This is a genomic window from Micromonospora parva (assembly GCF_040649675.1).
Taxonomy (GTDB): Bacteria; Actinomycetota; Actinomycetes; order Mycobacteriales; family Micromonosporaceae; genus Micromonospora; species Micromonospora parva.
On record NZ_JBEZFX010000001.1, the window covers coordinates 869,256 to 890,959 of the forward strand.

Below are 21,704 nucleotides of genomic sequence, written 5' to 3' on the forward strand. Positions count from 1 at the left end.
CTAAGGCATACCGTTGCTTCAGGCAACTCTCAGGCGGCCGCGCGCCCCGCCCTCCGCCGTTCCACCCCGACTCCGCTCGGAGGCAACAAACGATGAGCCAGGCGACAGTGCCTCCCCAGGCAACCGCCGTGACCATGACCCACCGGCAGATCCTGGAAGCACTCTCCGGCCTCCTTCTGGGCCTGTTCGTCGCGATCCTCTCATCCACGGTCATCTCGAACGCGCTGCCACGGATCATCACCGAACTGCACGGCGGCCAGTCCGCGTACACCTGGGTGGTGACCTCGGCCCTGCTCGCGACCACCGCGACGACCCCCATCTGGGGCAAGCTGGCCGATCTGACCAGCAAGAAGACCCTCGTCCAACTGGCCCTGGGGATCTACGTGCTGGGCTCGGTGCTGGCCGGCCTCGCCCAGGGCACCGGAGAGCTGATCGCGTGCCGGGTGCTCCAGGGCATCGGCGCCGGTGGCCTCACCGCGCTGGCCCAGGTGATCATGGCCACGATGATCGCGCCCCGCGAGCGGGGCCGCTACAGCGGCTACCTCGGCGCGGTGATGGCCGTCGGCACCATCGGCGGACCGCTGATCGGCGGCGTGATCGTGGACACCTCCTGGCTCGGCTGGCGCTGGTGCTTCTACGTCGGCGTGCCGTTCGCCATCGTCGCGCTGATCGTGCTCCAGAAGACCCTGCACCTGCCGGTCGTCAAGCGGAAGGCCGAGATCGACTGGTGGGGCGCCACCCTGATCACCGCAGCCGTGTCGCTGCTGCTGATCTGGGTCTCGCTCGCCGGCGACCAGTTCGCCTGGGCTTCCTGGCAGACCGCCGCCATGGTCGTCGGCGCGCTGATCCTCGGCGCCCTGGCGATCCGGGTCGAGACCCGGGCCGCCGAGCCCATGATCCCGCCGAGGCTGTTCCGCAACCGCACCATCACCCTCGCCGTCGTCGCCAGCATCGCGGTCGGTGTGGGCATGTTCGGCGCGTCGATCTTCCTGGGCCAGTACTTCCAGATCAGCCGCGGTCAGAGCCCGACCATGTCCGGTCTGATGACCCTGCCGATGATTCTCGGCCTGCTGGTCTCCTCCACTGTCATCGGGCGGGTCATCACCAGGACCGGCCGTTGGAAGCGGTACCTGGTGATCGGCTCGGCGCTGCTCACCATCGGCTTCGCGCTGATGGGCACCCTCCGCGCCGACACCAACTTCACACTGCTCAGCGTCTACATGCTGGTGATCGGCGTCGGCCTCGGCATGACCATGCAGAACCTGGTCCTCGCCGTGCAGAACACCGTCGGCCCGCACGAACTCGGCGCGGCCAGCTCGGTGGTGGCGTTCTTCCGCAGCCTCGGCGGCGCGATCGGTGTGTCCGCCCTCGGCGCGGTGCTCGCCCACAAGGTCAAGGACTACACCGCCGACGGGCTGGCCCAGCTCGGCATCCCGGCATCCAGCTCGGGCGGCGGCGGCACCCTGCCCGACGTGCACACCCTGCCCGGCCCGCTGCGGGCGGTGGTGGAGAGCGCGTACGGCCACGGCGCCGGCGACATCTTCCTGACCGCCGCCCCGTTCGCGCTGATCGCGCTGATCGCGGTGGCCTTCATCAAGGAGGTGCCGCTGCGCCAGCACAACGGCAACCCGGTTTCCGGCGAGGTCGAGCGGGAATCGACACTCGCCGCCGGCGCTGGCGCACCCGTGATCCGTACCGGCGAGCAGAGGTGAGGTAGAACCATGGGCGTGGGAGCACCGGACCGCGAGGAGTACGGTCCCCGGGCCCGGCCGCTGCCTTTCGAGCGCGGCACGGACGGGCCACGGGTGATCATGGTGGGCGTCGACGGCACTCGCACCTCCGAGCGGGCCGGCTTCTACGCCGCGGGGCTCGCCCGTCGGCAGGGCGCCGCGCTGGTGGTGGTCTTCGTCAGCTCGCCGAGCGGGTTGACCGCGCTGGTGCCCGGGATGGATGCCGGCGCGGTCCAGCGCACCCACGACGAGCTGGCCGACGAGCTGCGTCGGGAGTGCCGGCGCGGGGCCGAGCAGTGGAGCATTCCGGTGACCCTGGTGGTGCGGCGCGGCGACGCGTACGGCGAGCTGCGCGCCGCGGCCGACGAGTTCCAGGCCGACATGGTGGTGGTCGGGGCCTCCGAGCAGGCCGGGCACCGGCTGGTCGGCTCGGTCGCCACCCGGCTGGTCCGGGCCGGCCGCTGGCCCGTCGTCGTGGTGCCCTGATAACGGGTCGCGGCTGTCGGAGGGGCCGGGCAGGATGCGCGGCATGACCTGGATCGCACCGGAGATCACCCGGACCCCCGAACCGTACGTCGGCGACGAGCGCACCATGCTCGACGGCTGGCTCGACTACCACCGGCAGACCCTGCTGCTCAAGTGCGCCGGCCTCACCGAGGAGCAGTTGCGCACACCGAGCGTGGAGCCGTCCGGGCTGACACTGCTCGGCCTGGTCCGGCACCTGGCCGAGGTCGAGGCCTGGTGGTTCCGGGAGAACTTCGCCGGCGCGCAGGTCGACTACCCGTACTTCACCCCGGAGACACCGGACGCCGACCACGACGTCAGCGCCGCCAACGCCGAGGCCGACTTCGCCATCTTCCACCGCGAGGTGGCGCTGGCCCGCGAGGCCGCCGCCGGCCACTCGCTCGACGAGACGTTCACCGAGGTCGGCCCGAAGAAGCGCACGTTCAACCTGCGCTGGGTGTACGTGCACATGATCGAGGAGTACGCCCGGCACAACGGGCACGCCGATCTGATCCGCGAACGCATCGACGGCGTCACCGGCGAGTGACCGGGTAGCCGTCAGTCCGGCCGCCCGGCCCGCAGCATGTGCTCGCCCAGCGGGGTCAGCGTGTGCACCACTGACGAACCGGCCCGGTGGGTGGCGATCAGTCCGGCCCGGCGCAGGGTGCTGGTGTGCTCGCTGGCGGAGGCGATCGAGATGCCCACCGCTCGGGCCACCTGTGAGGTGCTGAGGCCGTCGGCGACCACTTGCAGCACGGCGGCCCGGCTCCGGCCGAGCAGGTGGGCGAGGGGCTGGCCGGTGGCCAGTTCCCGCCGGGCCGGCCGGATCGGGTAGGTCAGCACCAGCGGGCCGGCCGGGTCGTCGAGCACAGCGGGCTGCGGCACGAAGTACGAGGGCACCAGGGTGACGCCCCTGCCGCCCGGCGACAGACCGACGTCCCCGCCGAAGGCGCACCGGTACGACAGCTCGTACGTGTCCCCCGTCGGCGTGAAGTGCAGGTAAGGGCTGAGGCCACGGAGCACGCGGTCGAGCCCTGCGTCCACGATGGCTCGACCGCGTACCGTCCGGTCGGCGTGCACCGCCGCGACGATCGTCTCCCAGTACGCGCCCACCGCGACGGCGTGGAAAGCCTCCATCGCATCGAGTAGGCGGCGTACCGCGGCTGGTTTCCCGTCGGCGAGCGGACCGACCCGGGGTGGCAGCTCGCCGGCCTCGATCCGCGGTCGTAGCTCCGCGGCGAGGGTCGCCGCCGGGGTGGCCGCGACCTCCGCCAACGCGGGGCCCAGCTCCCCACCGAAGCGGGGCGGGGTGAGGAAGTCCGGGAACCACCTCTCGCGACGGCACAGGTCCAGGTAGGGCCACATGACCGGGCGCAGTGCGGCACGGGTACGGGCCCGCCACGCGACCAGGTGTTCCGGCACGGTGGTCTGGAACACCCGTTGCCCGGCAGCCCCCAGCTCCAACAACACCGACGGCTCGGCACGCAACACGGTACGGCTGAGGTCCGCCGCGCTCAGGTGCAGAGTCACCACGGCATCGACGCTGCCACCTTTCGGGCGGGTGCGAAAGGGGCTGGAGACGACCCGGCGGTGCGGTGACCCTCGGGCCATGAAAAAGCTGCTCGCATCGGCCACCGCCGGCCTGGCCGTGCTGACCGTCGCCGTACCCGCCCCGGCGCTCGCCGAACGCCCGCGCCCCGACACGTACGTGGTCTCCCGGGCGTCCGGGGTGCTGCCCGAGGGGATCGCGGTGACCCGGGACGGCACCCTCTACGTCACCAGTCTCGGCACCGGTGCCGTCTACCGTGGTCACGTCCGCGACCGGGAGCTGCGACAGTTCCTGCCGCCGGGGGCGGACGGGCGTACCCGGGCGGCCGGGTTGCACGTCGACCGGCGGGGTCGGATCTTCGTCGCCGGCTGGGACACCGGCGCGCTCTTCGTGTACGCCCCGGACGGTGAGCTGCTGGCCCGCCGGACGGGGCCGGGCGCCGCCCTCAACGACCTGGCGCTGACCGCCGACGCGGTCTACGTCACCGACTCGGCCACCGGCACGCTGTGGCGGGCGGCGCTGGACGGCCCGACGGTCGGGAACCTCGTACGGTGGCTCGCCCCCGCTGACTTCCCGGTCGCGCCGGGATTCCTCAACGGCATCGTCGTCACCGACGGCGGGCGGATCGCGCTCGTCGGCGACCAGGGCAACGGTCAGCCCGGCACCGAGCGGCTGTGGCGGGTCGACCTGGTCGGGCGGACGGCCAGGGCCGTCGAGGTGATCGACGGCCAGCTGGGCGCCGACGGGCTGCTGGTGGAGGGCGACCGGCTCTACGGGGTGGTGAACTTTCCTGACGGCGCCGGCGGCTGGGATTTCGCGGTGAACCTGGCGATTGTGGACGCCGACCGGAGAACCGCTCGGGTGGTACGGCAGTCCCGTCCGGCCGGCCTGGCGCAGTCGCCGACCACGATCGTCCGCGACGCCGGCCGGCTGCTCTGGGTGAACAGCCAGCTCAACGCGTCCACCCCGGCGCCGCCCTTCACCGTCACCCAGGTCCCCGGGCTGCGCTGACCCGGCCCGACGCCCCGAGCGTTGGCGGGCCGGGTCACCGCGATGCCGACGAACGCGCCGCTGTCGCCTCGCTCAGTACGCCAGGGCGGCGCGCAGGTAACGGAGGTCGGCGTGGCCGCCCCAGCGGTGCGCCGACAGCCCGGCGGCCCGGGCACCTCGCACGGCCCAGTCCTCGTCGTCGACGAACAGGACCCGGGCCGGCGGGGTGGCCAGGGCCACGCAGGCGGCCTGGAAGTATTCCGGGGCGGGCTTGTGCACGCCGACCACCGAGGAGTTGACCACCACGTCCAGCTCGCCGACCAGGCCGAGCGCGGCCAGGTCGGCGTCGAGCAGGTCGGTGGCGTTGGTGCCCAGCCCGACCCGGACGCCCGCCGCGCGGACCTCCCGGACGAACGCCAGCACCTCCTGGTCGACCTCTCCCCGGTAGCTCTGCCACTGCTCCACCGCAGCGCGGGCCCGTTCCGGGCTGCCCACCGATTCGGTCAGGGCGTCCGCCACACTGCTCATCCACTCGGCGTGATTGACCTGGCCGGTGAGCACCGGCTGGAGCCGCCCCCACTGCATGGCGATTTCGCCGAGCACCCCCTCGGAGAGGCCGTACTCCCGCTCCACAACGGCGGCCACCGCCGGGTCCCACCGACGCAGTACGCCGTCGAAGTCCAGCAGGAGCGCCGTCGCGCGTTCCCGAGCCACTACCCGTTCTCCTCGCCGCGGCCGTGCCGCTGGTCGTCCTCGTCGGCCCGGTTGAGCCGTTGGCTGATCACCTGGGTGACCCCGCTGCGCATGGTCACGCCGTAGAGCGCGTCGGCGATCTCCATCGTCCGCTTCTGGTGCGTGATGACGATCAGCTGACTCTTCTCCCGCAACTGTGCCAGCAGTGTGATCAGCCGGCCCAGGTTGACGTCGTCCAGGGCCGCCTCCACCTCGTCCATGATGTAGAACGGGCTGGGTCGGGCGCGGAAGATCGCCACCAGCATGGCCACCGCGGTCAGCGACCGCTCGCCACCGGAGAGCAGCGACAACCGCTTGATCTTCTTGCCCGGCGGGCGGGCCTCCACCTCGACGCCGGTGGTGAGCAGGTCGTCCGGTTCGGTGAGGATCAGCCGTCCCTCGCCGCCGGGGAAGAGCACTGTGAACACCTGCTCGAACTCGCGGGCGGTGTCCTCGAAGGCGCTGGCGAACACCTCCAGGATCCGCTCGTCCACGTCCTTGACCACGGTGAGCAGGTCCCGGCGGGTGGCCTTGAGGTCCTCCAACTGCTCGGAGAGGAACTTGAAACGCTCCTCCAGCGCGGCGAACTCCTCCAGCGCGAGCGGGTTGACCTTGCCCAGCAGGGCGAGTTCGCGTTCCGCCTTCGCGGCCCGCTTCTCCTGCACCGGCCGCTCGTAGCGCACCGGCTCGGGCACCGGCAGACCGTCCCGTTCGGCCGCCGCGACGTCGACCTGGGTCGGCGGCACGGGCTGGGTGGGGCCGTACTCGGCGACGAGCGTCTCCACGTCCAGCCCGAAGTCCTCGGCGGCCTTCGCCTCCAACTGCTCGATTCGCAGCCGCTGCTCCGCCCGGGCCACCTCGTCGCGGTGCACCTGGCTGGTCAGCCGCTCCAGCTCCGCGCCGAGCCGCTTGGCGGCGCCGCGTACCTCCTGAAGCTCCGCCTCGCGCGCGGCCCGTTCCAGGGCGACCGCGTCGCGGTGCTCCTCGGCCGTCGCGATCGAGGTGGTCAGCCGGGTCAGCGCCTCCCGGGCGCCACCGGCGACGGACCCGGCGATGCTCGCGCCCCGGGCGCGGGCGGCCCGCCGGGCCGCCGCGCGTTCCCTGGCGGCCCGTTCCGCGGTGGCCTGCCGGGCGAGGGAGTCGGCCCGGCCGGCGATCGAGGAGACCCGCTCCTCGGCGGTACGGACGGCGAGCCGGACCTCCATCTCGTTCTGCCGGGCCTGCGGCACCATGGCCGCCAGTTGGTCGCGTTCCTCGGTGGAGGGCTCGGCGTCGACCGGGGTCTCCTCGGCCAGCCGCAGCCGCTCCTCCAGTTCGGCGAGGGCGGTGAGGTCCCGTTGCCGGGCGGCCTCGGCGCGGGAGCGGGAGTCCCCGAGCCGGTCCGTCTCGGCCTTCGCGGACCGGGCTGCCGCGCCCAGCTCGGCCAGGCGGCGGGCGGCGGCGTTGCGGTGGCTCTCCGCCTCGCGCTTCTCGGCGGCGGCGTGCTGCACTGCCTCCTTGGCGGCGGCCACCTCGGCGCGCGCCTCGACCAACTGGTCACGCAGCTCCAAGGCGGCGCGTTCGGCGGTGAGCCGATTGGCGCGAGCCTCCTCCACGGCGGCCTGCACCTCGATGTAGCTGGGGGCCTTGGCCGACCCACCCGCGGCCGCGTACGCCCCGACCACGTCACCGTCCGGGGTGACCGCCCGCAGTTCGGGGTTGGTGGCGACCAGCTCCGCCGCGGCGGCGAGATCATCGACGAGCGCCACGTCGCGTAGGGCCCGGTGCACCGCCGGCCGCAGCTCGTCGCCGCACTCCACCAGGTCGGGCGCCCACCGGGCACCGTCCGGCAGCTTCGGGCGCAGCGCGTCCGCGGAGCCGGTCATGCCGGGCCCCGCCGGGCTGCCGACCAGCAGGCCGGCCCGGCCGGCGTCGGAGATCTTCAGCAGCCGCATCGCCTCGACGGCCTCGTCCACCCCACTGACGGCGACCGCGTCGGCGAGGCCGCCGAGCGCGGCGGCCAGCGCGGCCTCGTGGCCCGGGGCGACGGTGAGCAGCCCGGCGAGGCTGCCGAGCAGGCCGGGCACGTCCCCGGCGCGGGCGAGCAGGGCCCCCGCACCGTCCTTGCGCCGCAGTCCCAGGGCGAGCGCCTCCTCCCTGGCCTTCCAGGTGGCGGCGTCCTTCTCCGCCGCCCGCTCGGCGTCGGTCAGTGATCGGACGCTGGCCTGTGCCCGCTCCTGCACGGCGACCGCCTCGGCGTGCCGGGCATCCAGGTCCGCGTTGTCCCGGTCGGCCTCGGTGGACTGGGCGGCGACCGCGTCCAGGTCGGCCTGCGCCTGCTCGGCGCGGCCCAGCGCGTCGGCGTGCGCGATGGCGAGGCGTTCGATCTCCTCGCCGGCGCTGGTGGTCCGAGCCCGGGCGGAGTTGACCTGGCCGGTGAGCCTCGCCATTCCCTCCCGCCGGTCGGCGATGGCCTTGGCGGCGGCGACCAGCTCCCGTTCGGCGGCGGCGAGCTGCCGTTCCAGCTCCTGGCGGTGCTCGACCGCCTCGGCCAGTCGGATCTGGTCGTCGGTGAGCGCGCCGCGCAGCTCCTCCTCCTGCTCGCGGACCCGCTCGGCCTCGGCCTCCAGCTGGTCCGGGTCGCGGCCGGGTCGCTCGTCGTCGCCGGTGGCGCTCAGGTGCCGCAGCCGTTCCCGGGCCAGTTGCTCGATCGAGCGGAAGCGTTCCTGCAGGGCGGACAGCTTGTACCAGGTGTCCTGGGCGGCAGCGAGCAGCGGAGCGTCCTCCGCGAGGGCGGCCTCCAGCTCACCGAGCCGGCCCTGCACCTCGGCGTGCTCGCCCTCGATCTGCTCACGCCGCTCGCGCAGCGCGGTCTCGTCGGCGATCTCCCGATCCAGGGTGGTCCGCAGGGTGGCCAGGTCGTCGGCGAGCAGGCGCAACCGGGCGTCGCGCAGGTTGGCCTGGATGGCGGCGGCGCGTCGGGCCACCTCGGCCTGCCGGCCCAGCGGCTTGAGCTGACGACGCAGCTCGGCGGTGAGGTCGGTGAGGCGGTTGAGGTTGGTCTGCATCGCGTCGAGCTTGCGCAGCGCCTTTTCCTTGCGCTTGCGGTGCTTGAGGACGCCGGCCGCCTCCTCGATGAACGCGCGGCGGTCCTCCGGCTTGGCGTGCAGCATGCCGTCGAGGCGGCCCTGCCCGACGATGATGTGCATCTCCCGGCCGATGCCGGAGTCGGAGAGCAGTTCCTGGATGTCGAGCAGCCGGCAGGAGTTGCCGTTGATCTCGTACTCGCTCTCGCCGGAGCGGAACATCCGGCGGGTGATGGAGACCTCGGTGTACTCGATCGGCAGCGCGCCGTCGGTGTTGTCGATGGTCAGGGTGACCTCGGCGCGGCCCAGCGGCGCCCGACCGGCGGTGCCGGCGAAGATGACGTCCTCCATCTTGCCGCCACGCAGCGCCTTGGCGCCCTGCTCGCCGAGCACCCAGGCGATGGCGTCGACGACGTTGGACTTGCCCGAGCCGTTCGGGCCCACCACACAGGTGATCCCGGGTTCCAGCTTCAACGTCGTGGCGGAGGCGAAGGACTTGAACCCCTTCACCGTCAGGCTCTTGAGATACACCTACTCGATCCTCGTCCGGTGGCCGCCGTACCGTCGCCGGCTGTGGGGACCTGGGTGAACTCGCAGACTAACCCGGCGGTGGGAGCGGGCCGGCACGCGACCCGCCCCGCGTCGCGTCGACCGTGGGGGGCGCTGCCGTTCTGTCGCCCGCAAAGAAAGGCAAGCACCTTTCATGATCGCTTATCCATCGACGCGCTTTTCGGTAACTGCGAGGTGCGCTTCCCCGACCCATCGCAAGATCATGAATGGTCGGTGTCGAAAAGGTGCCGGACAGTGTTGCGCGCCGGCACAGAGGTGTCGGCGCGCATTTTTGCGGTGGTGCGATTCAGTTTTGAGGACCTGAAGATCAGGTCAGCGCCGGCTCGGCCAGACGGAGCAGATCGTCCGCCTCCGCCGCAGCCGCCGCGAGCCGATCATTGTCGGCACGCAGACGCGTGATCTCGAACTCCAGTGCCTGGACCCTGGCACGCAGTCGGGTGACCTCGTCGAGCAGACGCCGGTCGGGCGCTGCACCTACGTGGCCGTAGAGGGCCTTCGCCATGCTGACTCCTTGATATGCGCTGCCGGAAAGGCCGGCCAACGCGCGCCCATTTGTACGCGGCTGTCATTCCAGGCTGTATCTGGGCATGACCGGGCGCGACTGGCGACACCTATATATTGAGCCGCAAACCCCTCCTTCGTCAAGTTCTCGCAGGCCGTAGATCATCTCCACGTCGACCTGTCCACTTGTCGGGGGGCTGCCGCAAGGCACGGACACTCTCTGTCCGGACGCCTTTACTGTACGCCCGGATCCGCCGAAGTCCGCACCCTGGCGTCCGACTTCGCCTTAACTCTTTCTTAGCCACGTTGCCGCAGGTCGTAGGCGCGCCGTAGCGTCACCCCGGCCCGCAACCGACCCCTGGAGGCATAGGCGTGTACGGCTGGACCGATCCGATGGACCCGAACGGCGCCCCCCGGCGCACCGGAGGGCCGACCGACGAGCCGGCCTGGCTGCACGACCGCCCGGAGCCCCGCTCGGCCTATCTGTTCGGTGACGAGCCCGGTCAGCCGGGCGACGAGTGGCACCGGGAGCAGCCCACCAGCGGCCGACAGCCGGAGCCGGCGACGCCCGCGGAGGCGCACACGGCGCCATGGCCGGCCCACCAGCCGGACGGTGCGAACAGCCGCTGGGGCGACAACCGCCCGGGGCCGCAGGACACCGGCGGCTGGCACGCCGAGAATGAGGCGCCCGGCGGCTGGCAGCCCGACAGCGACCCGGAGACCAGCAACGGCTGGCGCGCCGCCGCCGAGACCGGGCGGACCGCAGAGGGACGGCACCGCTCCCCACGCCGCTGGCGCAAGCCGCTGATGATCGGGGGCGCCGCCGCGGCCGCCACCCTCGTGGTGAGCTTCGGCGTCGGCGCGCTCGCGCTTCCCGGCGGTGACGACGGGGCCGCGCAACCGACGGCCGTCGACGACTCCTACGCCGCGTCGGCCGTACCGACCGAGGAGCCGGTGCTGGACACCCTCGCCGCGCCCTCCCCGTCCGCCACACCCAGCCCGACGTCGCCGAGCCCGACGCCGAGCAAGGTCGTCAAGCCCACGCCGACATCGCCGCGGAGCACCGCGGCGTCACGGCGCAGCGTCGCGCGCACCAGCGCGCCGAGCAGCACCGGCGGCTCCACCAACACCGGCGGCTCCAGCGGCTCGGTCAGCGCCCAGGCCCGCGAGGTGGTGGACCTGGTCAACGCCGAACGAGCCAAGGCCGGCTGCAAGGCGCTCAGCATCGACGACAAGCTGATGACTGCCGCCCAGCGGCACAGCCAGGATCAGGCCGACCACCAGAACATGTCGCACACCGGCAGCGACGGCAGCAACGCCGGCACCCGGCTGGACCGGGTCGGCTACACCTGGCGCACGTACGGCGAGAACGTGGCCTGGAACCAGAAGACCCCGGCCGCGGTCATGGACGCCTGGATGAACAGCTCCGGCCACCGGGCAAACATCCTGAACTGCGCGTTCACCGAGATCGGCGTCGGCATCGCCAGCAGCAACGGACCGTACTGGACGCAGGTCTTCGCGGCGCCGCGCTGATCGCGCGTCGTTCCCGCCCCCGCGCTCGTTTGACCCGGTGAGGTACGTCGGGCCGGAGCGTGGGGGCCGCGTACCGGTGCGGGCGGCGACCGGCCGTCCGGGACCCGGGAGCTGCCGATGCGGATCCGGCCACGGCGACGCGTCGCCGTACGCCCACTGCGCCGCGCCCTGTCGGCCAGCGTCGTGCTCGTGCTGGTGCTGCCGGCGTACGGGTGCCGTCCCGCGCTGACCCCACCCGGCGCGCCCACCGCCTGGCCGACGGAACAGGCCCGGCACTGGCAGTGGCAGTGGCAGCTCAGCGGCCCGCTCGATCCGGCGGTGGACGCCGACGTCTTCCTGCTCGACCCGGTGACCACCACCGCCGCGCAGACCGCCGAGCTGCGCTCTCGGGACCGCCGGTTGATCTGCCAGGTGAACGTGGGGTCGGTCGGCTCCGACGACCCGGACGCCAACCGGTTCCCGGAGATCGTCCGGGGCGCGGCCGGGCGTCGACCCGACAGCCGGTGGCTGGACGTCCGGAGTTGGGACGCGCTCAAGCCGGTGCTGGCCGACCGTTTCCGACTCTGCCGGGGCAAGGGCTTCGGCGCGGTGGCGCTCTTCGACGCCGACGGGTACGCGGCCCGCACCGGCTTTCCGCTCGACTTCGACGACCAACTGCTGTTCAACCGCCGGCTGGCCGAGCTGGCCCGCTCGCTGAGCCTCTCCCCCGGGCTGGCCAACGACGTGCCGCAGCTCGCCGCGCTCGCCCCGGACTTCGACTTCGCGGTCAACGAGGAGTGCGTCCGGCTGGCCCAGTGCGCCAAACTGCTGCCGTTCAGCGACGCCGGCAAGCCGGTCTTCCACGTGGAGTACACCGGCTCCACCGACGACTTCTGTGTCACCACTGTCGGCTACGGCTTCGCGTCGATCCGCAAGGACCGCACCCTGGACGCCTCCCGGGAAGCCTGCCCCCTGCCCTGATCCCGGCCCGCACCCCGCACCCCGCACCCACCCCGCACCCCGCACCCCGCGATCTTGCACTTTCGGTGGTCGACATGCCAGGTTCATTCGGCTTTGTCGCCACCGAAAGTGCAAGATCGGCGGATTGAGGGGGCGCGCGGGGACGGGGCGGGGGTTAGGGGATGGGGAGGAGTTCTGGGGTTGGGGCTGGGGGGTCTGTGGGTGCGGGTGCCGGGGTGGGTCGCAGGAAGCGCGGGGCCCACCAGTTGGCGTCGCCGAGCATGGTCATCAATGCCGGCAGTACCACGCCCCGGATGATGGTGGCGTCCAGCAGGATCGCCGCCGCCAGACCGATGCCGAGCTGCTTCATGTCGATGGTGCTCAGCGTGGCGAAGATCGAGAACACTCCGACCATCACGATCGCCGCGCTGGTCACCACCCCGGCCGACGAGGTGATCCCGTACGACACGGCGTCACGGTTGGCCAGGCCGGAACGGACGCCCTCGCGGATCCGACTGACCACGAAGACGTGGTAGTCCATCGAGAGGCCGAACAGCACCACGAAGAGGAACAGCGGCAGCCAGGACACGATCGCGCCCATCGACGTGAAGCCCAGCAGCCCCTGCGCCCACTCGCCCTGGAAGACCAGCACCAGCAGGCCGTACGCGGCACCGGCGGAGAGCAGGTTCAGCGCGATCGAGCTGGCCGCGATGACCACCGACCGGAAGGTGAACGCCATGACCAGGAAGGTCAGCACCAGCACGAAGCCCATGACCAGCGGCAACTTGTCCCGCACGTGCTGTGCGTAGTCCTCGCTGTCGGCCACGCCCCCGCCCACCGCGTACTCGATGCCGGGGATGCCCCGCAGCTCGGCCGGGACCAGGTCGCCGCGCAGCTTCTCCAGCGACTGCACGGACCGGTCGTCGCGACTGGCGTACGGGGTCGGCACGTCCAGCACCGTGACCCGTCGGTCGGCCGACACCTCGATCTTCGGGCCGTCCGCCTCGGCCGGGGCGAACAGCGGATCGCCGGCCGCCCGGGCGGACAGGTCGGTGAGGGCGGCGTGTACCCGGTCGGCCTGGTCGGCGGGCGCCCGGACAGCCACCACGTGATTGGTCCCGGCGCTCGGGAAGGCCGCGGTGAGCCGGTCGTACGCCTGCATGGCCGGGGTCGTGCGGGGCAGGTCCTCCATGCCGGGGAACTTCAGTTTCATTCCGAGCGCCGGCGCGGCCAGCGCGAGCAGCAGCCCGACCGAGATGACAAGCGTCGCGACCGGCGCGCGCAGCGCGGGCCGGAGCACCGCGGGCCACAGCCGGGGCGCGCGGGGTTCACCGTGCCGGCCGGTGCGCGGCGCGGTGAGTCGCCAGAGCAGCGGCACCCGGGGCCGGTCCACCCAGCGGCCGAGTCGGGCCAGCAGCGCGGGCAGGACGGTCAGCGAACCGGTCACCGCGACGGCCACCACGAGGATCGAGCCGATGGCGAGGGACGAGAAGACCACGTCGCCGGCGAGCAGCAGCCCGGCCATCGAGATGATCACCGCGAAGCCGGAGACCACCACGGCGTGCCCGGAGGTCTCCGCGGCGATCTCCACCGCGTCCAGCCCGGACCGGCCCTTGGCGCGTTCCTCCCGCTCCCGACGGATGTAGAACAGCGAGTAGTCGACACCGACCGCCATGCCGATCAGCAGGATCACCGGTGCCGTGGTGTCGGTGGCCGGCACCAGGTGCGAGGCGAGGGTGGACAGACCCATCGCGGCGGCCACCGAGGAGAGCGCCAGCAGCACCGGCACGCTCGCCGCGATCAGCGCGCCGAACGCGATGATCAGGATCGCCAGGGTGACCGGCAGACTGAGCAGCTCGGCACGCTTGAAGTCCTTGCCCAGGGTGTCGTCGAGGGCCTGACCGATCGACGGCCCGCCGACCTGCTCGACGCGCAGTTCGGGGTGCGCCGCCTGCACGGCTGCGGTGGCGTCCCGCAGCGGCTGCACCCGCTCCGAGGCGGTCTCCGGGTCGCCCGACATGGTGATCGGCAGCAACAGCGCCGAGCCGTCCCGCGCGGTGACCGGCTGGCCCACCCCGGCAACCCCGGCGACGGTACGCAGCCGGGCCGCCGCGTCGTCGGCCGCCGCCTTCGCCGCCGCCTGGTCCAGCGCACCACCGGTGGAGGTGATCAGGACGTTGTCCACGGCCGGGTCGGCGAAGTCGCCGGCGTCCACGATCAGGCTGGCCCGTCCCGCCTCGCCGATCGCCTGGTCGCCGTTGGTGGCCTCGTTGAGTCCGGCGGCGTTGCCGCCGACGAAGCACACCGCCACGAACACGGCCCACAGTGCGATCGCCCGCCACGGGTGCTCGGCGCTCCACCGCGCCAGCCGCACCGTCACCGGTCTTCTGCCCATCTCGGATCCCCCTGTCACGTCAGCCCCCGGTCAACTGTGCTGACGCTAGGTGCGCGACGAGGCGGTCACATCGGGGATCGACCCCGGCCCACCCTGGAACCATCGGACCGGGAGCGGGGGTGCGTTCGGCGGGCGTCAGCCCGCGATCCGGGCGTACCCCGGGGTCCAGCCCGGAGCGACCCGCCGCGACCCGCCGGCGGCGCCCCGAGCGGGCTCCGGGTCATCCCCGAAGGGACCCCCGGGGCCGTGGCTGACAGCGCGGGCAGCTGTACGACGACCGGTTCATGAACGCTTCCCGGCGGATCGGCGCGCCGCACCGCCGGCACGGCTCGCCCTCGCGGCCGTAGGCGTTGAGCGCCCTGTCGAAGTAGCCACTCTCGCCGTTGACGTTGACGTAGAGGGCATCGAAGCTGGTGCCGCCCTCCTTGATCGCCTCGGCCAGCACGTCGCGGACGTGACCGAGCAGGCGCTGCGCGGCCGGAGCGGTCAGCGCGTCGGTGGGTCGGGTGCCGTGCAGCCGGGCGCGCCAGAGTGCCTCGTCGGCGTAGATGTTGCCCACCCCGGAGATCAGGGTCTGGTCGAGCAGGGCCCGCTTCACCTCGGTGTGCCGGCGGCGCAGCGCCGCGACGAACGCCGCGTCGGAGAACTCCGGGTCCATCGGGTCGCGGGCGATGTGTGCGATCTCGTCGGGCAACTCGGCGCCGCCCTCGCTCACCGAGAGCCCACCGAACGTGCGCTGGTCGACGAAGCGCAGCTCCGGGCCGTCGTCGCTGAACCGGAACCGGACCCGCAGGTGGGTCTCGTCCACTGTGCCGGGTGGCTGGAGCAGCAGCTGACCCGACATGCCGAGGTGCCCGACGATCGCGTCACCGCTGTCCAGTGGCAGCCACAGGTACTTACCGCGACGGCGGGCGTCCAGCACCGTCCGGCCGGCGAGCACGTCGGCGAAGTGCACGTCGCCGGGAGCGTGCCGGCGGACCGCACGCGGATGACGGACCTCGACCGAGGCGATCCGCCGGCCGACGACCCACTGGGCCACCCCCTGCCGGACGGTCTCCACCTCGGGCAGCTCAGGCACGCGCCGGCCCCGTCTCGTGGCCGTCGGCCCCCCCGGCCGGCAGCGCCTGCGCCAGGTGGTCGGCCTGCTCGGCCGAAGCGGCCCGCTCGGCACGCTCCAGCGGCCCGAACGGCTCACCCCGGTCGGCCGCGTCGTCCCGGTCGGTCGGCTGGTTCTGGCGGTCGCCGGCCCGACCATCCTGGCCGTCGTCGCCGTTCTGGTCGTTCTGCTCGGCGAGCGTGCGCCAGGCGGCCTCGGCGGCCCGCTGCTCGGCCTCCTTCTTGCTGCGCCCCTCCGCGCCGCCGTACCGGTTGCCGGCCACCACCACCCAGGCGGTGAACGTCTTGAGGTGATCCGGGCCGGTGCCCTCGATGCGGTACTCCGGCACGCCCAGCCCGAGCGCCGCCGTCAACTCCTGGAGACTGGTCTTCCAGTCCAGGGCGGCGCCGCGACCGGCCGACTCGGCCATCAGCGGGTCGAAGAGCCGGTGGATGACGATCCCCGTGGTGTCCAGGCCGTACTGCAGGTAGATCGCGCCGAGCAGCGCCTCCAGCGTGTCGGCGAGGATGCTCGCCTTGTCCCGGCCACCGGTCGTCTCCTCACCCTTGCCGAGCAGCAGGTACGCGCCGAGCCCTTCCGGGCCCAGACCGCGGGCCACGTCGGCGAGCGCCCGCATGTTGACCACGCTGGCCCGCAGCTTGGCGAGTTGCCCCTCGGGCAGATCCGGGTGGTTGTGGAAGAGCGCCGTGGTGATCACCACGCCGAGCACCGAGTCGCCGAGGAACTCCAGCCGCTCGTTGGTGGGCAGCCCGCCGTTCTCGTACGCGTACGACCGGTGGGTCAACGCGCGCTGGAGCAGCTCGGGTTCCAGGCTCACGCCGAAGGCGGCTTCCAGGTGACCGACGGACGCCCGCCGCCGCTTGTCGTTGCTCATGTGCGTACCTCGGTGTCGGTGGAGCGATCGGTGCGATTCGTCGCGGCGTTGCCGTCGAGCAACGCGGAGACCAGATCGGTGGCGCGCCGCCGCCACAGGTGGGCGGCGAGAGCTATGCCGGAGGCGACGTCGTCGGCGCGGGCGGACCCGTGGCAGACGACCACCGTCCCGACGACACCCAACAGGGCCGCCGCGCGGGGGGCGCCGCCCTGCGCGGGTGGGCCGCCGGCCATCGCGTACGCGCCCTCAATGGCCTTCAGCAGCACGTTACCGGTGAACCCGTCGGTGACGACGACATCGGCGCGCGCGCCGAGGGCCACGTCGAACCCCTCGACCAGACCGACGTAGTGCGCCCCACCGGGCAGCGGTTCGACGGCGAGCAGCGGGTCGGTGGCGCGGCGAACCCGGTCGCCCTTGCCGGCCTCGGTGCCGACCGAGAGCAGCCCGACCCGGGGCGCGGCGATCGAGTGGGCCACCGCCGCGTAGGCGGCGCCGAGCACGGCGTGCCGGGCGAGGGTGGCCGGGCGGGGTTCCAGGGAGCCGCCGACATCGAGCAACACGACCGGCCCCGCCACGGCGGGCAGGGTGGCGGCCAGCGCAGGTTGGCGGATCTCCGGTGACCGGCCGAGGCCGAGCACGGCCGCGGTGACTGTGGCACCGGTGGCGCCGGCGGAGACCAGGGCGTCGGCGGTCCCGTCCCGGACGGCGGTGACCGCGGCCCGGACGGTGCTCTCGGCGCGGGCGGCGCTGGGATGGTCGGCCATGCCGACGACATCGCGGACGGGCCGCACGGTGATCCGGGCGCGTTGCGCCGGATCGAGGGCGGCAATCAGCTCGTCGGCGACCTCGGTCGGACCGACGAGAAGCAGATGCAGGTCAGGGTCGGCGCGCATGGCCCGCAGAGCGCCGTCAACCACGACGGCGGGAGCGTCGTCCCCGCCGAGGAGGTCAACGGCGATCCGCGCGGCGCCCGGCTCCACCGGAACGCCGGCCGGGTTAGGCCGGCCGGCGTCGGAGGGAGCCGGAGCACCGGGCGAATGCCAGGATGCGCGCGCCGCCCGACCTGGGGTCGGGGGCGTCACTCGGCGTCCAGGTCAGACCTCGAGAACCTGGCGGCCGTTGTAGGTGCCGCAGACGGAGCAGGCGGCGTGCGGCAGCTTCGGGGACTTGCACTGCGGGCACGCAACGGTCGCGACCACGGTCGCCTTCCAGTTCGCCCGGCGGGACCGGGTGTTGCTGCGCGACATCTTGCGCTTCGGGACGGCCACGGTTCTTACTCCTCTGTAACGGTCAGTTGCGACAGGCCCGCCCAACGCGGGTCGATCTGCTGGTGACTGTGGTCGGCCGGCAGATCGTCCCAGTGCGCCCCACATTCGGGGCACAGTCCTGGGCAGTCCTCCCGGCAGAGCGGGTTGGTCGGCAGCGTGAGCACCAACGCGTCCCGCAGCGCCGGCTCCAGGTCGATCAGATCGCCCTGCATCCGGCCCACCTCGTCCTCGTCGGTCGTGGCGTCCGTGGTGCTGTCCTCGTACGCGTACAGCTCCTGGATCGTCACGGCCATCGAGTCGTTGATCTCGCGCAGGCAACGGCCGCACTCGCCCCGGACGGGACCGGTGATGGTCCCGGAGACGAGCACGCCCTCGGACACCGACTGCAACCTCAGATCGAGGTCGAGGTCCGCGCCCTCCGGCACGCCGATCAACTCCACACCGAGGTCCGCCGGTGCCGGCACGACCCGCTGGACCTCACGCAACGCGCCAGGGCGACGCGGCAGGTCCCTCGTGTCGAGGACCAGCGGCGACCTGGGGTTGAGTGTCGATGGCGAGTGCTTGGGCATAGTTAGACTCCGGCCGGTGAGAGGCCGACAAAAAAGGTTACCTGGACGACCGCCGGACCGTCGAACCGGGGGCGACGCCCGCCTGAGAAGTCGGCTGGTGAGGTGCCGCTCAGAAGGGTAGCGGGCGTTCCGCCTCATCCCCAGCGAAGGTGCCGATCTCCCGCAGCGCGTGCATCTTGTCCCGGCCGCGCTCTATCGAGGCCAGCGCCCGGGTGAGGAACTGCTCGAAGTTGGCCAACGCGGTGTCGACGTAGTCGTCGACCTCCTCCCGCAGGCGCTGCGCCTCGGCGCGGGCCTCACCGATGATCCGGGCACCCTCGTGCTCGGCGGACACGGTGATCTCGTTCACCGAGACCAGGCGGGCGTGTTCTGCCTCACCCTCGCTGATGATCCGGTCCGCCTCGCGCTTGCCGGCTTCCATGATCTTGTCGCGCTCCTCCAGGAGGGCGGCGGCACGACGCAGGTCGGCGGGGAGATCGGCGCGCATCTCGTCGAGGGCAGCGATCATCTCACCCCGGTCGACCATGCAGTTGTTGCGCGACATCGGGACGGAGCGGGCCTGCTCCAGGATGGCGATCAGTTCGTCGATGCGATCGAGCGGGTCCACCGGCTACCTCACTCCTGTCGTTCGTCGGCCGACCTCCATGATGCGGGCTACGGCCGTTCCCCGCGCCACCAATCATGTCGTGCCCGCCCCACCGCCGCCCCACTCACCCCATCCCGGCGAGTCGCGACATAGTCACCCCCCGCGTCCCCACCATCGGCGTCGATCTTGCACTTCCTGTTGCGTCAAATCGCCTCAGAAGGAGCGATCCGGGAACCATAAGTGCAAGATCGCGGGAAGTGAGGGGGTCGGACAGGGCCGCGTGGTGCGGGATCGGCTCAGCGGCGGGGGCCCAGACGGGCCTGGAGCGCTTCGCGGACCGGGTCGGGGACGTGGGCGGAGATGTCGCCACCCCACTTGGCCACGTCCTTGACCAGGCTCGACGACAGGAACGAGTAGAGCGGATTGGTCGGCATGAAGAGCGTCTCCACGCCAGCCAGACCGATGTTCATCTGGGCCATCTGCAACTCGTAGTCGAAGTCGCTGACCGCCCGCAGACCCTTGATCAGCACGCTCGCCTGCTGGGCCCGGCAGAAGTCCACCAGCAGCCCGCGGAACGACTCGACCCGCACGTTGCCGTACGACGAGGTCACCTCGCGGAGCATCTCGATGCGCTCCTCGACGGTGAACAGGCCACTCTTCGACTGATTCACCAGCACACCGACGATGACCTCATCGAAGAGCCGACTGGCCCGCCCGATGATGTCGAGGTGTCCGTTGGTGACCGGGTCGAACGAACCGGGACACACCGCACGTCTCATGATCGGCGACCGTACCAAAGGGTGGTCTCGCCGTAACGGCGGCTGCGCTCGGCGGTGATCCCCTCCACCCAGTCGAACTCCCTGGTGCGGCGGGACCGCTCGACCACCACCAACGCGTCGGGCGCCAGCCAGCCGCCGTCGACGAGCGCGGCCAACATCGCGGTGATCTCCTCGTCCGGCACCGCGTACGGCGGGTCGGCGAAGACCACGTCGTACGGCTCCCCGTCCGGCCCGGCGGCCAGCACCGTCGCCACCTTGCCGGTGACCAGACGGGCCGCCGGGCCGGCGCGCAGGGCCGCGACGTTCTCCCGGATCACCCGGGCCGCCCGCGGGTCGGACTCGACGAGCAGCACGTGCCGGGCGCCCCGGGAGAGCGCCTCCAGCCCGACCGCGCCGGAGCCGGCGTACAGGTCGGCGAAGCGGGCGCCGTCGAGATCGACGTCGGCCTGGACGGCGCTGAACAGCGCCTCCCGGACCCGGTCCGAGGTGGGTCGGGTGCCGGCGCCGGGGGGCGCGGCGATCCGCCGGCCACCGAGCGTCCCGGCCACGATCCGGGTCACCGTTTCCTCCTGCTCATGCCCGCGACGCTACGCGATGCGACGCGGGCCCGGTCAGCACGGCGCGGATCCGGGGAGCCGGCCAGCCGGCGACGACGCGGCGCGACTGAGCAGCCACGCAAGCCCGGAATCCACAGTGCAGCAGCGGCGCGAGGACGGTCCCCAGTGATCGGACGGACACCTTCGGTTCATCAAAGATCACGAATCGACTACATTGCCGGATGGCAATGATCTGAACTCCCCTCATTAACCACCCATCAGTACAGTCTCCCCCTGTCCCCGCTTTCGCCGCGGGAACACCACCGCGTCGCGACGCCCCGGTGAGCAGGTGACTCCCCGGTCACCACGTCTCCCGGCCTCCCGCCACGCGATCCGTACCCCCCTCACCAGGAGCAGGCGTGAACCCTCCCAAGTCTCCGTTCCGGCGCGTCGCGGCCATCGCCGCAGGTGCGCTGATCGGCCTCGCCGGCGTCGGCACCCTCGCGAGCCCCGCGAGCGCCCACCACCCCGAGCCCTCCGGCACCTACTGCCTGACCTCCGACGGCCAGGTCAAGGTGACCTGGACGGTCGGCAACAGCGAGAACATCGACGCGACCATCACCAAGCTCGAGTCGACCGTCCCGGGTGACTTCACCGGCGACCTGGCGAAGGACGCCACCCTGCCGGCGAAGGGCCAAGGTTTCCTCACCGGCACCCAGGCGCACACCTTCGACACGAAGCGGCCGACGGTCGAGCTGACCGTCGAGGCGCGATGGGTGCGTACCGACCGGATCGTGACCGAGTCGCGGACCGTCGCCGCCGAGCCGAAGGGCACCTGCGCGGCAGAGACCACGCCGCCGGCGAGCACCCCGACCCCCAGCGCACCGGCGACCCCCACGCCGACCCCCACCACCGCCTCTCCGTCGCCGAGCCAGCCGCCGGCCCAGAGCCCGACCCCGACCCCGCCGGCCACCCCGGCTCCGGCGGAGCCGGTCGGCTCGGTCGAGTCGACCTGCGACAAGCTCACCTTCACGATCGAGAACCCCGCCGACGGTGAGACCGTCACGCTCACCCTGACCCCGAACAAGGGCGAGGTGAAGACGCTCGTCGTGAAGCCGGGCGAGACCGGTTCCGTCTCCTTCGACGCGACCGAGGGTCTCGTCGTGACGCCGGCCGCCGAGGGCCTGGACGACACCGCGCCGATCGCGTGGGAGAAGCCGGCCGACTGCACCCCGGGTCAGGGTGGCGGCGACAAGGACGAGCCGGCTCTGCCGCTGACCGGTGCCGCGACCGGCGGCATCATCGCCGGCGCCGTGGTGCTGCTCGCCGCCGGTGCCGCCCTGTTCGTGGTGGCCCGCCGTCGTCGGGTTCGCTTCACCGCCTGAGACAACCCGCTCTGACACCTGAGGGCGCGTCGACCACCCGGTCGGCGCGCCCTCAGCCGTGTAGTGGCCTGCCTGATCGACG

At 72.4% G+C, this 21,704-nt stretch carries 20 protein-coding genes; 7 read left to right on the top strand and 13 right to left on the bottom strand.

Features of this window, described 5'->3' with window-relative positions:
• The first annotated feature begins 134 nt into the window (after positions 1–134).
• From AB0C03_RS03830 to AB0C03_RS03840, 3 genes are read left to right on the top strand one after another with little or no spacing between them, the layout of a single operon-like run.
• Positions 135–1,712, top strand: a complete 1,578-nt coding sequence (locus AB0C03_RS03830) for an MDR family MFS transporter (protein ID WP_483414222.1) — start codon at positions 135–137, stop codon at positions 1,710–1,712.
• 9 nt (positions 1,713–1,721) lie between these two features.
• Positions 1,722–2,216, top strand: a complete 495-nt coding sequence (locus AB0C03_RS03835; RefSeq protein ID WP_030335260.1) for a universal stress protein — start codon at positions 1,722–1,724, stop codon at positions 2,214–2,216.
• Between the two features lie 43 nt (positions 2,217–2,259).
• Positions 2,260–2,781 carry a DinB family protein gene (locus AB0C03_RS03840; protein WP_030335262.1) on the top strand — a complete coding sequence of 174 codons (522 nt, stop codon included), beginning with the start codon at positions 2,260–2,262 and terminating at the stop codon, positions 2,779–2,781.
• Between the two features lie 11 nt (positions 2,782–2,792).
• Here the strand turns inward: AB0C03_RS03840 and AB0C03_RS03845 are convergent, their stop codons facing one another.
• A complete protein-coding gene (locus AB0C03_RS03845) occupies positions 2,793–3,767 on the bottom strand; it encodes an ArsR/SmtB family transcription factor (protein WP_210858525.1) in 975 nt (324 codons plus the stop codon).
• 76 nt (positions 3,768–3,843) lie between these two features.
• Between AB0C03_RS03845 and AB0C03_RS03850 the strand changes: the two genes are divergently transcribed.
• Positions 3,844–4,794 carry an SMP-30/gluconolactonase/LRE family protein gene (locus tag AB0C03_RS03850; RefSeq protein ID WP_357634031.1) on the top strand — a complete coding sequence of 317 codons (951 nt, stop codon included), beginning with the start codon at positions 3,844–3,846 and terminating at the stop codon, positions 4,792–4,794.
• A 72-nt stretch (positions 4,795–4,866) separates the two neighbouring features.
• Here the strand turns inward: AB0C03_RS03850 and AB0C03_RS03855 are convergent, their stop codons facing one another.
• The 3 genes from AB0C03_RS03855 to AB0C03_RS03865 form a co-directional block, all read right to left on the bottom strand.
• Positions 4,867–5,487: an HAD family hydrolase gene (locus AB0C03_RS03855; protein ID WP_210865767.1), complete on the bottom strand. Its 621-nt coding sequence runs from the start codon at positions 5,485–5,487 to the stop codon at positions 4,867–4,869.
• The gene (gene smc, locus AB0C03_RS03860; protein ID WP_210865766.1) at positions 5,487–9,101 is read right to left on the bottom strand and encodes a chromosome segregation protein SMC; all 3,615 of its coding nucleotides are present in this window, start codon (positions 9,099–9,101) and stop codon (positions 5,487–5,489) included. The genes AB0C03_RS03855 and smc overlap by 1 nt, the downstream gene beginning before the upstream one ends.
• A 346-nt stretch (positions 9,102–9,447) precedes the next feature.
• A complete protein-coding gene (locus tag AB0C03_RS03865; RefSeq protein WP_007456482.1) occupies positions 9,448–9,642 on the bottom strand; it encodes a hypothetical protein in 195 nt (64 codons plus the stop codon).
• A 371-nt stretch (positions 9,643–10,013) separates the two neighbouring features.
• Here AB0C03_RS03865 and AB0C03_RS03870 point away from each other — a divergent pair, with 371 nt between their 5' ends.
• Together AB0C03_RS03870 and AB0C03_RS03875 are read left to right on the top strand one after the other, a co-directional pair.
• Positions 10,014–11,174 carry a CAP domain-containing protein gene (locus AB0C03_RS03870; RefSeq protein ID WP_030335272.1) on the top strand — a complete coding sequence of 387 codons (1,161 nt, stop codon included), beginning with the start codon at positions 10,014–10,016 and terminating at the stop codon, positions 11,172–11,174.
• Between the two features lie 117 nt (positions 11,175–11,291).
• Entirely contained in the window at positions 11,292–12,134 is an 843-nt protein-coding gene (locus AB0C03_RS03875) for an endo alpha-1,4 polygalactosaminidase (protein WP_357634037.1), read from the top strand.
• A 154-nt stretch (positions 12,135–12,288) separates the two neighbouring features.
• Here AB0C03_RS03875 and AB0C03_RS03880 read toward each other — a convergent pair whose 3' ends face one another.
• The 9 genes from AB0C03_RS03880 to rsmD form a co-directional block, all read right to left on the bottom strand.
• Positions 12,289–14,508 (bottom strand): MMPL family transporter, encoded by a 2,220-nt coding sequence (locus AB0C03_RS03880; protein WP_357634040.1) that lies wholly within the window; start codon positions 14,506–14,508, stop codon positions 12,289–12,291.
• Positions 14,509–14,728: 220 nt separating this feature from the next.
• Complete coding sequence (gene mutM, locus AB0C03_RS03885) at positions 14,729–15,586, bottom strand: bifunctional DNA-formamidopyrimidine glycosylase/DNA-(apurinic or apyrimidinic site) lyase (protein ID WP_030335278.1); 858 nt, start codon at positions 15,584–15,586, stop codon at positions 14,729–14,731.
• Complete coding sequence (gene rnc, locus AB0C03_RS03890; protein ID WP_030335280.1) at positions 15,579–16,499, bottom strand: ribonuclease III; 921 nt, start codon at positions 16,497–16,499, stop codon at positions 15,579–15,581. The genes mutM and rnc overlap by 8 nt, the downstream gene beginning before the upstream one ends.
• Positions 16,496–17,479 carry a phosphate acyltransferase PlsX gene (locus tag AB0C03_RS03895; protein ID WP_210865763.1) on the bottom strand — a complete coding sequence of 328 codons (984 nt, stop codon included), beginning with the start codon at positions 17,477–17,479 and terminating at the stop codon, positions 16,496–16,498. The genes rnc and AB0C03_RS03895 overlap by 4 nt, the downstream gene beginning before the upstream one ends.
• Positions 17,480–17,593: 114 nt before the next feature.
• On the bottom strand, positions 17,594–17,767 hold the full coding sequence (gene rpmF, locus AB0C03_RS03900) for a 50S ribosomal protein L32 (protein ID WP_030335284.1): 174 nt from the start codon (positions 17,765–17,767) through the stop codon (positions 17,594–17,596).
• Between the two features lie 5 nt (positions 17,768–17,772).
• On the bottom strand, positions 17,773–18,336 hold the full coding sequence (locus AB0C03_RS03905; protein ID WP_030335285.1) for a YceD family protein: 564 nt from the start codon (positions 18,334–18,336) through the stop codon (positions 17,773–17,775).
• 109 nt (positions 18,337–18,445) lie between these two features.
• Positions 18,446–18,943, bottom strand: coding sequence for an SPFH domain-containing protein (locus AB0C03_RS03910; protein WP_030335287.1), 498 nt, complete (start codon positions 18,941–18,943; stop codon positions 18,446–18,448).
• A 275-nt stretch (positions 18,944–19,218) separates the two neighbouring features.
• The gene (gene coaD, locus AB0C03_RS03915; protein ID WP_030335289.1) at positions 19,219–19,701 is read right to left on the bottom strand and encodes a pantetheine-phosphate adenylyltransferase; all 483 of its coding nucleotides are present in this window, start codon (positions 19,699–19,701) and stop codon (positions 19,219–19,221) included.
• Entirely contained in the window at positions 19,698–20,261 is a 564-nt protein-coding gene (gene rsmD / locus AB0C03_RS03920) for a 16S rRNA (guanine(966)-N(2))-methyltransferase RsmD (protein WP_030335291.1), read from the bottom strand. The genes coaD and rsmD overlap by 4 nt, the downstream gene beginning before the upstream one ends.
• A 395-nt stretch (positions 20,262–20,656) precedes the next feature.
• Here rsmD and AB0C03_RS03925 point away from each other — a divergent pair, with 395 nt between their 5' ends.
• Complete coding sequence (locus tag AB0C03_RS03925; protein WP_030335292.1) at positions 20,657–21,622, top strand: LPXTG cell wall anchor domain-containing protein; 966 nt, start codon at positions 20,657–20,659, stop codon at positions 21,620–21,622.
• Positions 21,623–21,704 lie beyond the last annotated feature (82 nt).

Bases quoted from the DNA above. Each gene is read 5' to 3' on its own strand.
- AB0C03_RS03835 (WP_030335260.1), top strand. From the start codon at position 1,722: ATGGGCGTGGGAGCACCGGACCGCGAGGAGTACGGTCCCCGGGCCCGG.
- coaD (WP_030335289.1), bottom strand. From the start codon at position 19,701: ATGAGACGTGCGGTGTGTCCCGGTTCGTTCGACCCGGTCACCAACGGA.
- AB0C03_RS03905 (WP_030335285.1), bottom strand. From the start codon at position 18,336: ATGCCCAAGCACTCGCCATCGACACTCAACCCCAGGTCGCCGCTGGTC.
- rnc (WP_030335280.1), bottom strand. From the start codon at position 16,499: ATGAGCAACGACAAGCGGCGGCGGGCGTCCGTCGGTCACCTGGAAGCC.
- AB0C03_RS03865 (WP_007456482.1), bottom strand. From the start codon at position 9,642: ATGGCGAAGGCCCTCTACGGCCACGTAGGTGCAGCGCCCGACCGGCGT.
- AB0C03_RS03840 (WP_030335262.1), top strand. From the start codon at position 2,260: ATGACCTGGATCGCACCGGAGATCACCCGGACCCCCGAACCGTACGTC.
- AB0C03_RS03850 (WP_357634031.1), top strand. From the start codon at position 3,844: ATGAAAAAGCTGCTCGCATCGGCCACCGCCGGCCTGGCCGTGCTGACC.
- AB0C03_RS03830 (WP_483414222.1), top strand. From the start codon at position 135: ATGACCCACCGGCAGATCCTGGAAGCACTCTCCGGCCTCCTTCTGGGC.
- AB0C03_RS03880 (WP_357634040.1), bottom strand. From the start codon at position 14,508: ATGGGCAGAAGACCGGTGACGGTGCGGCTGGCGCGGTGGAGCGCCGAG.
- AB0C03_RS03875 (WP_357634037.1), top strand. From the start codon at position 11,292: ATGCGGATCCGGCCACGGCGACGCGTCGCCGTACGCCCACTGCGCCGC.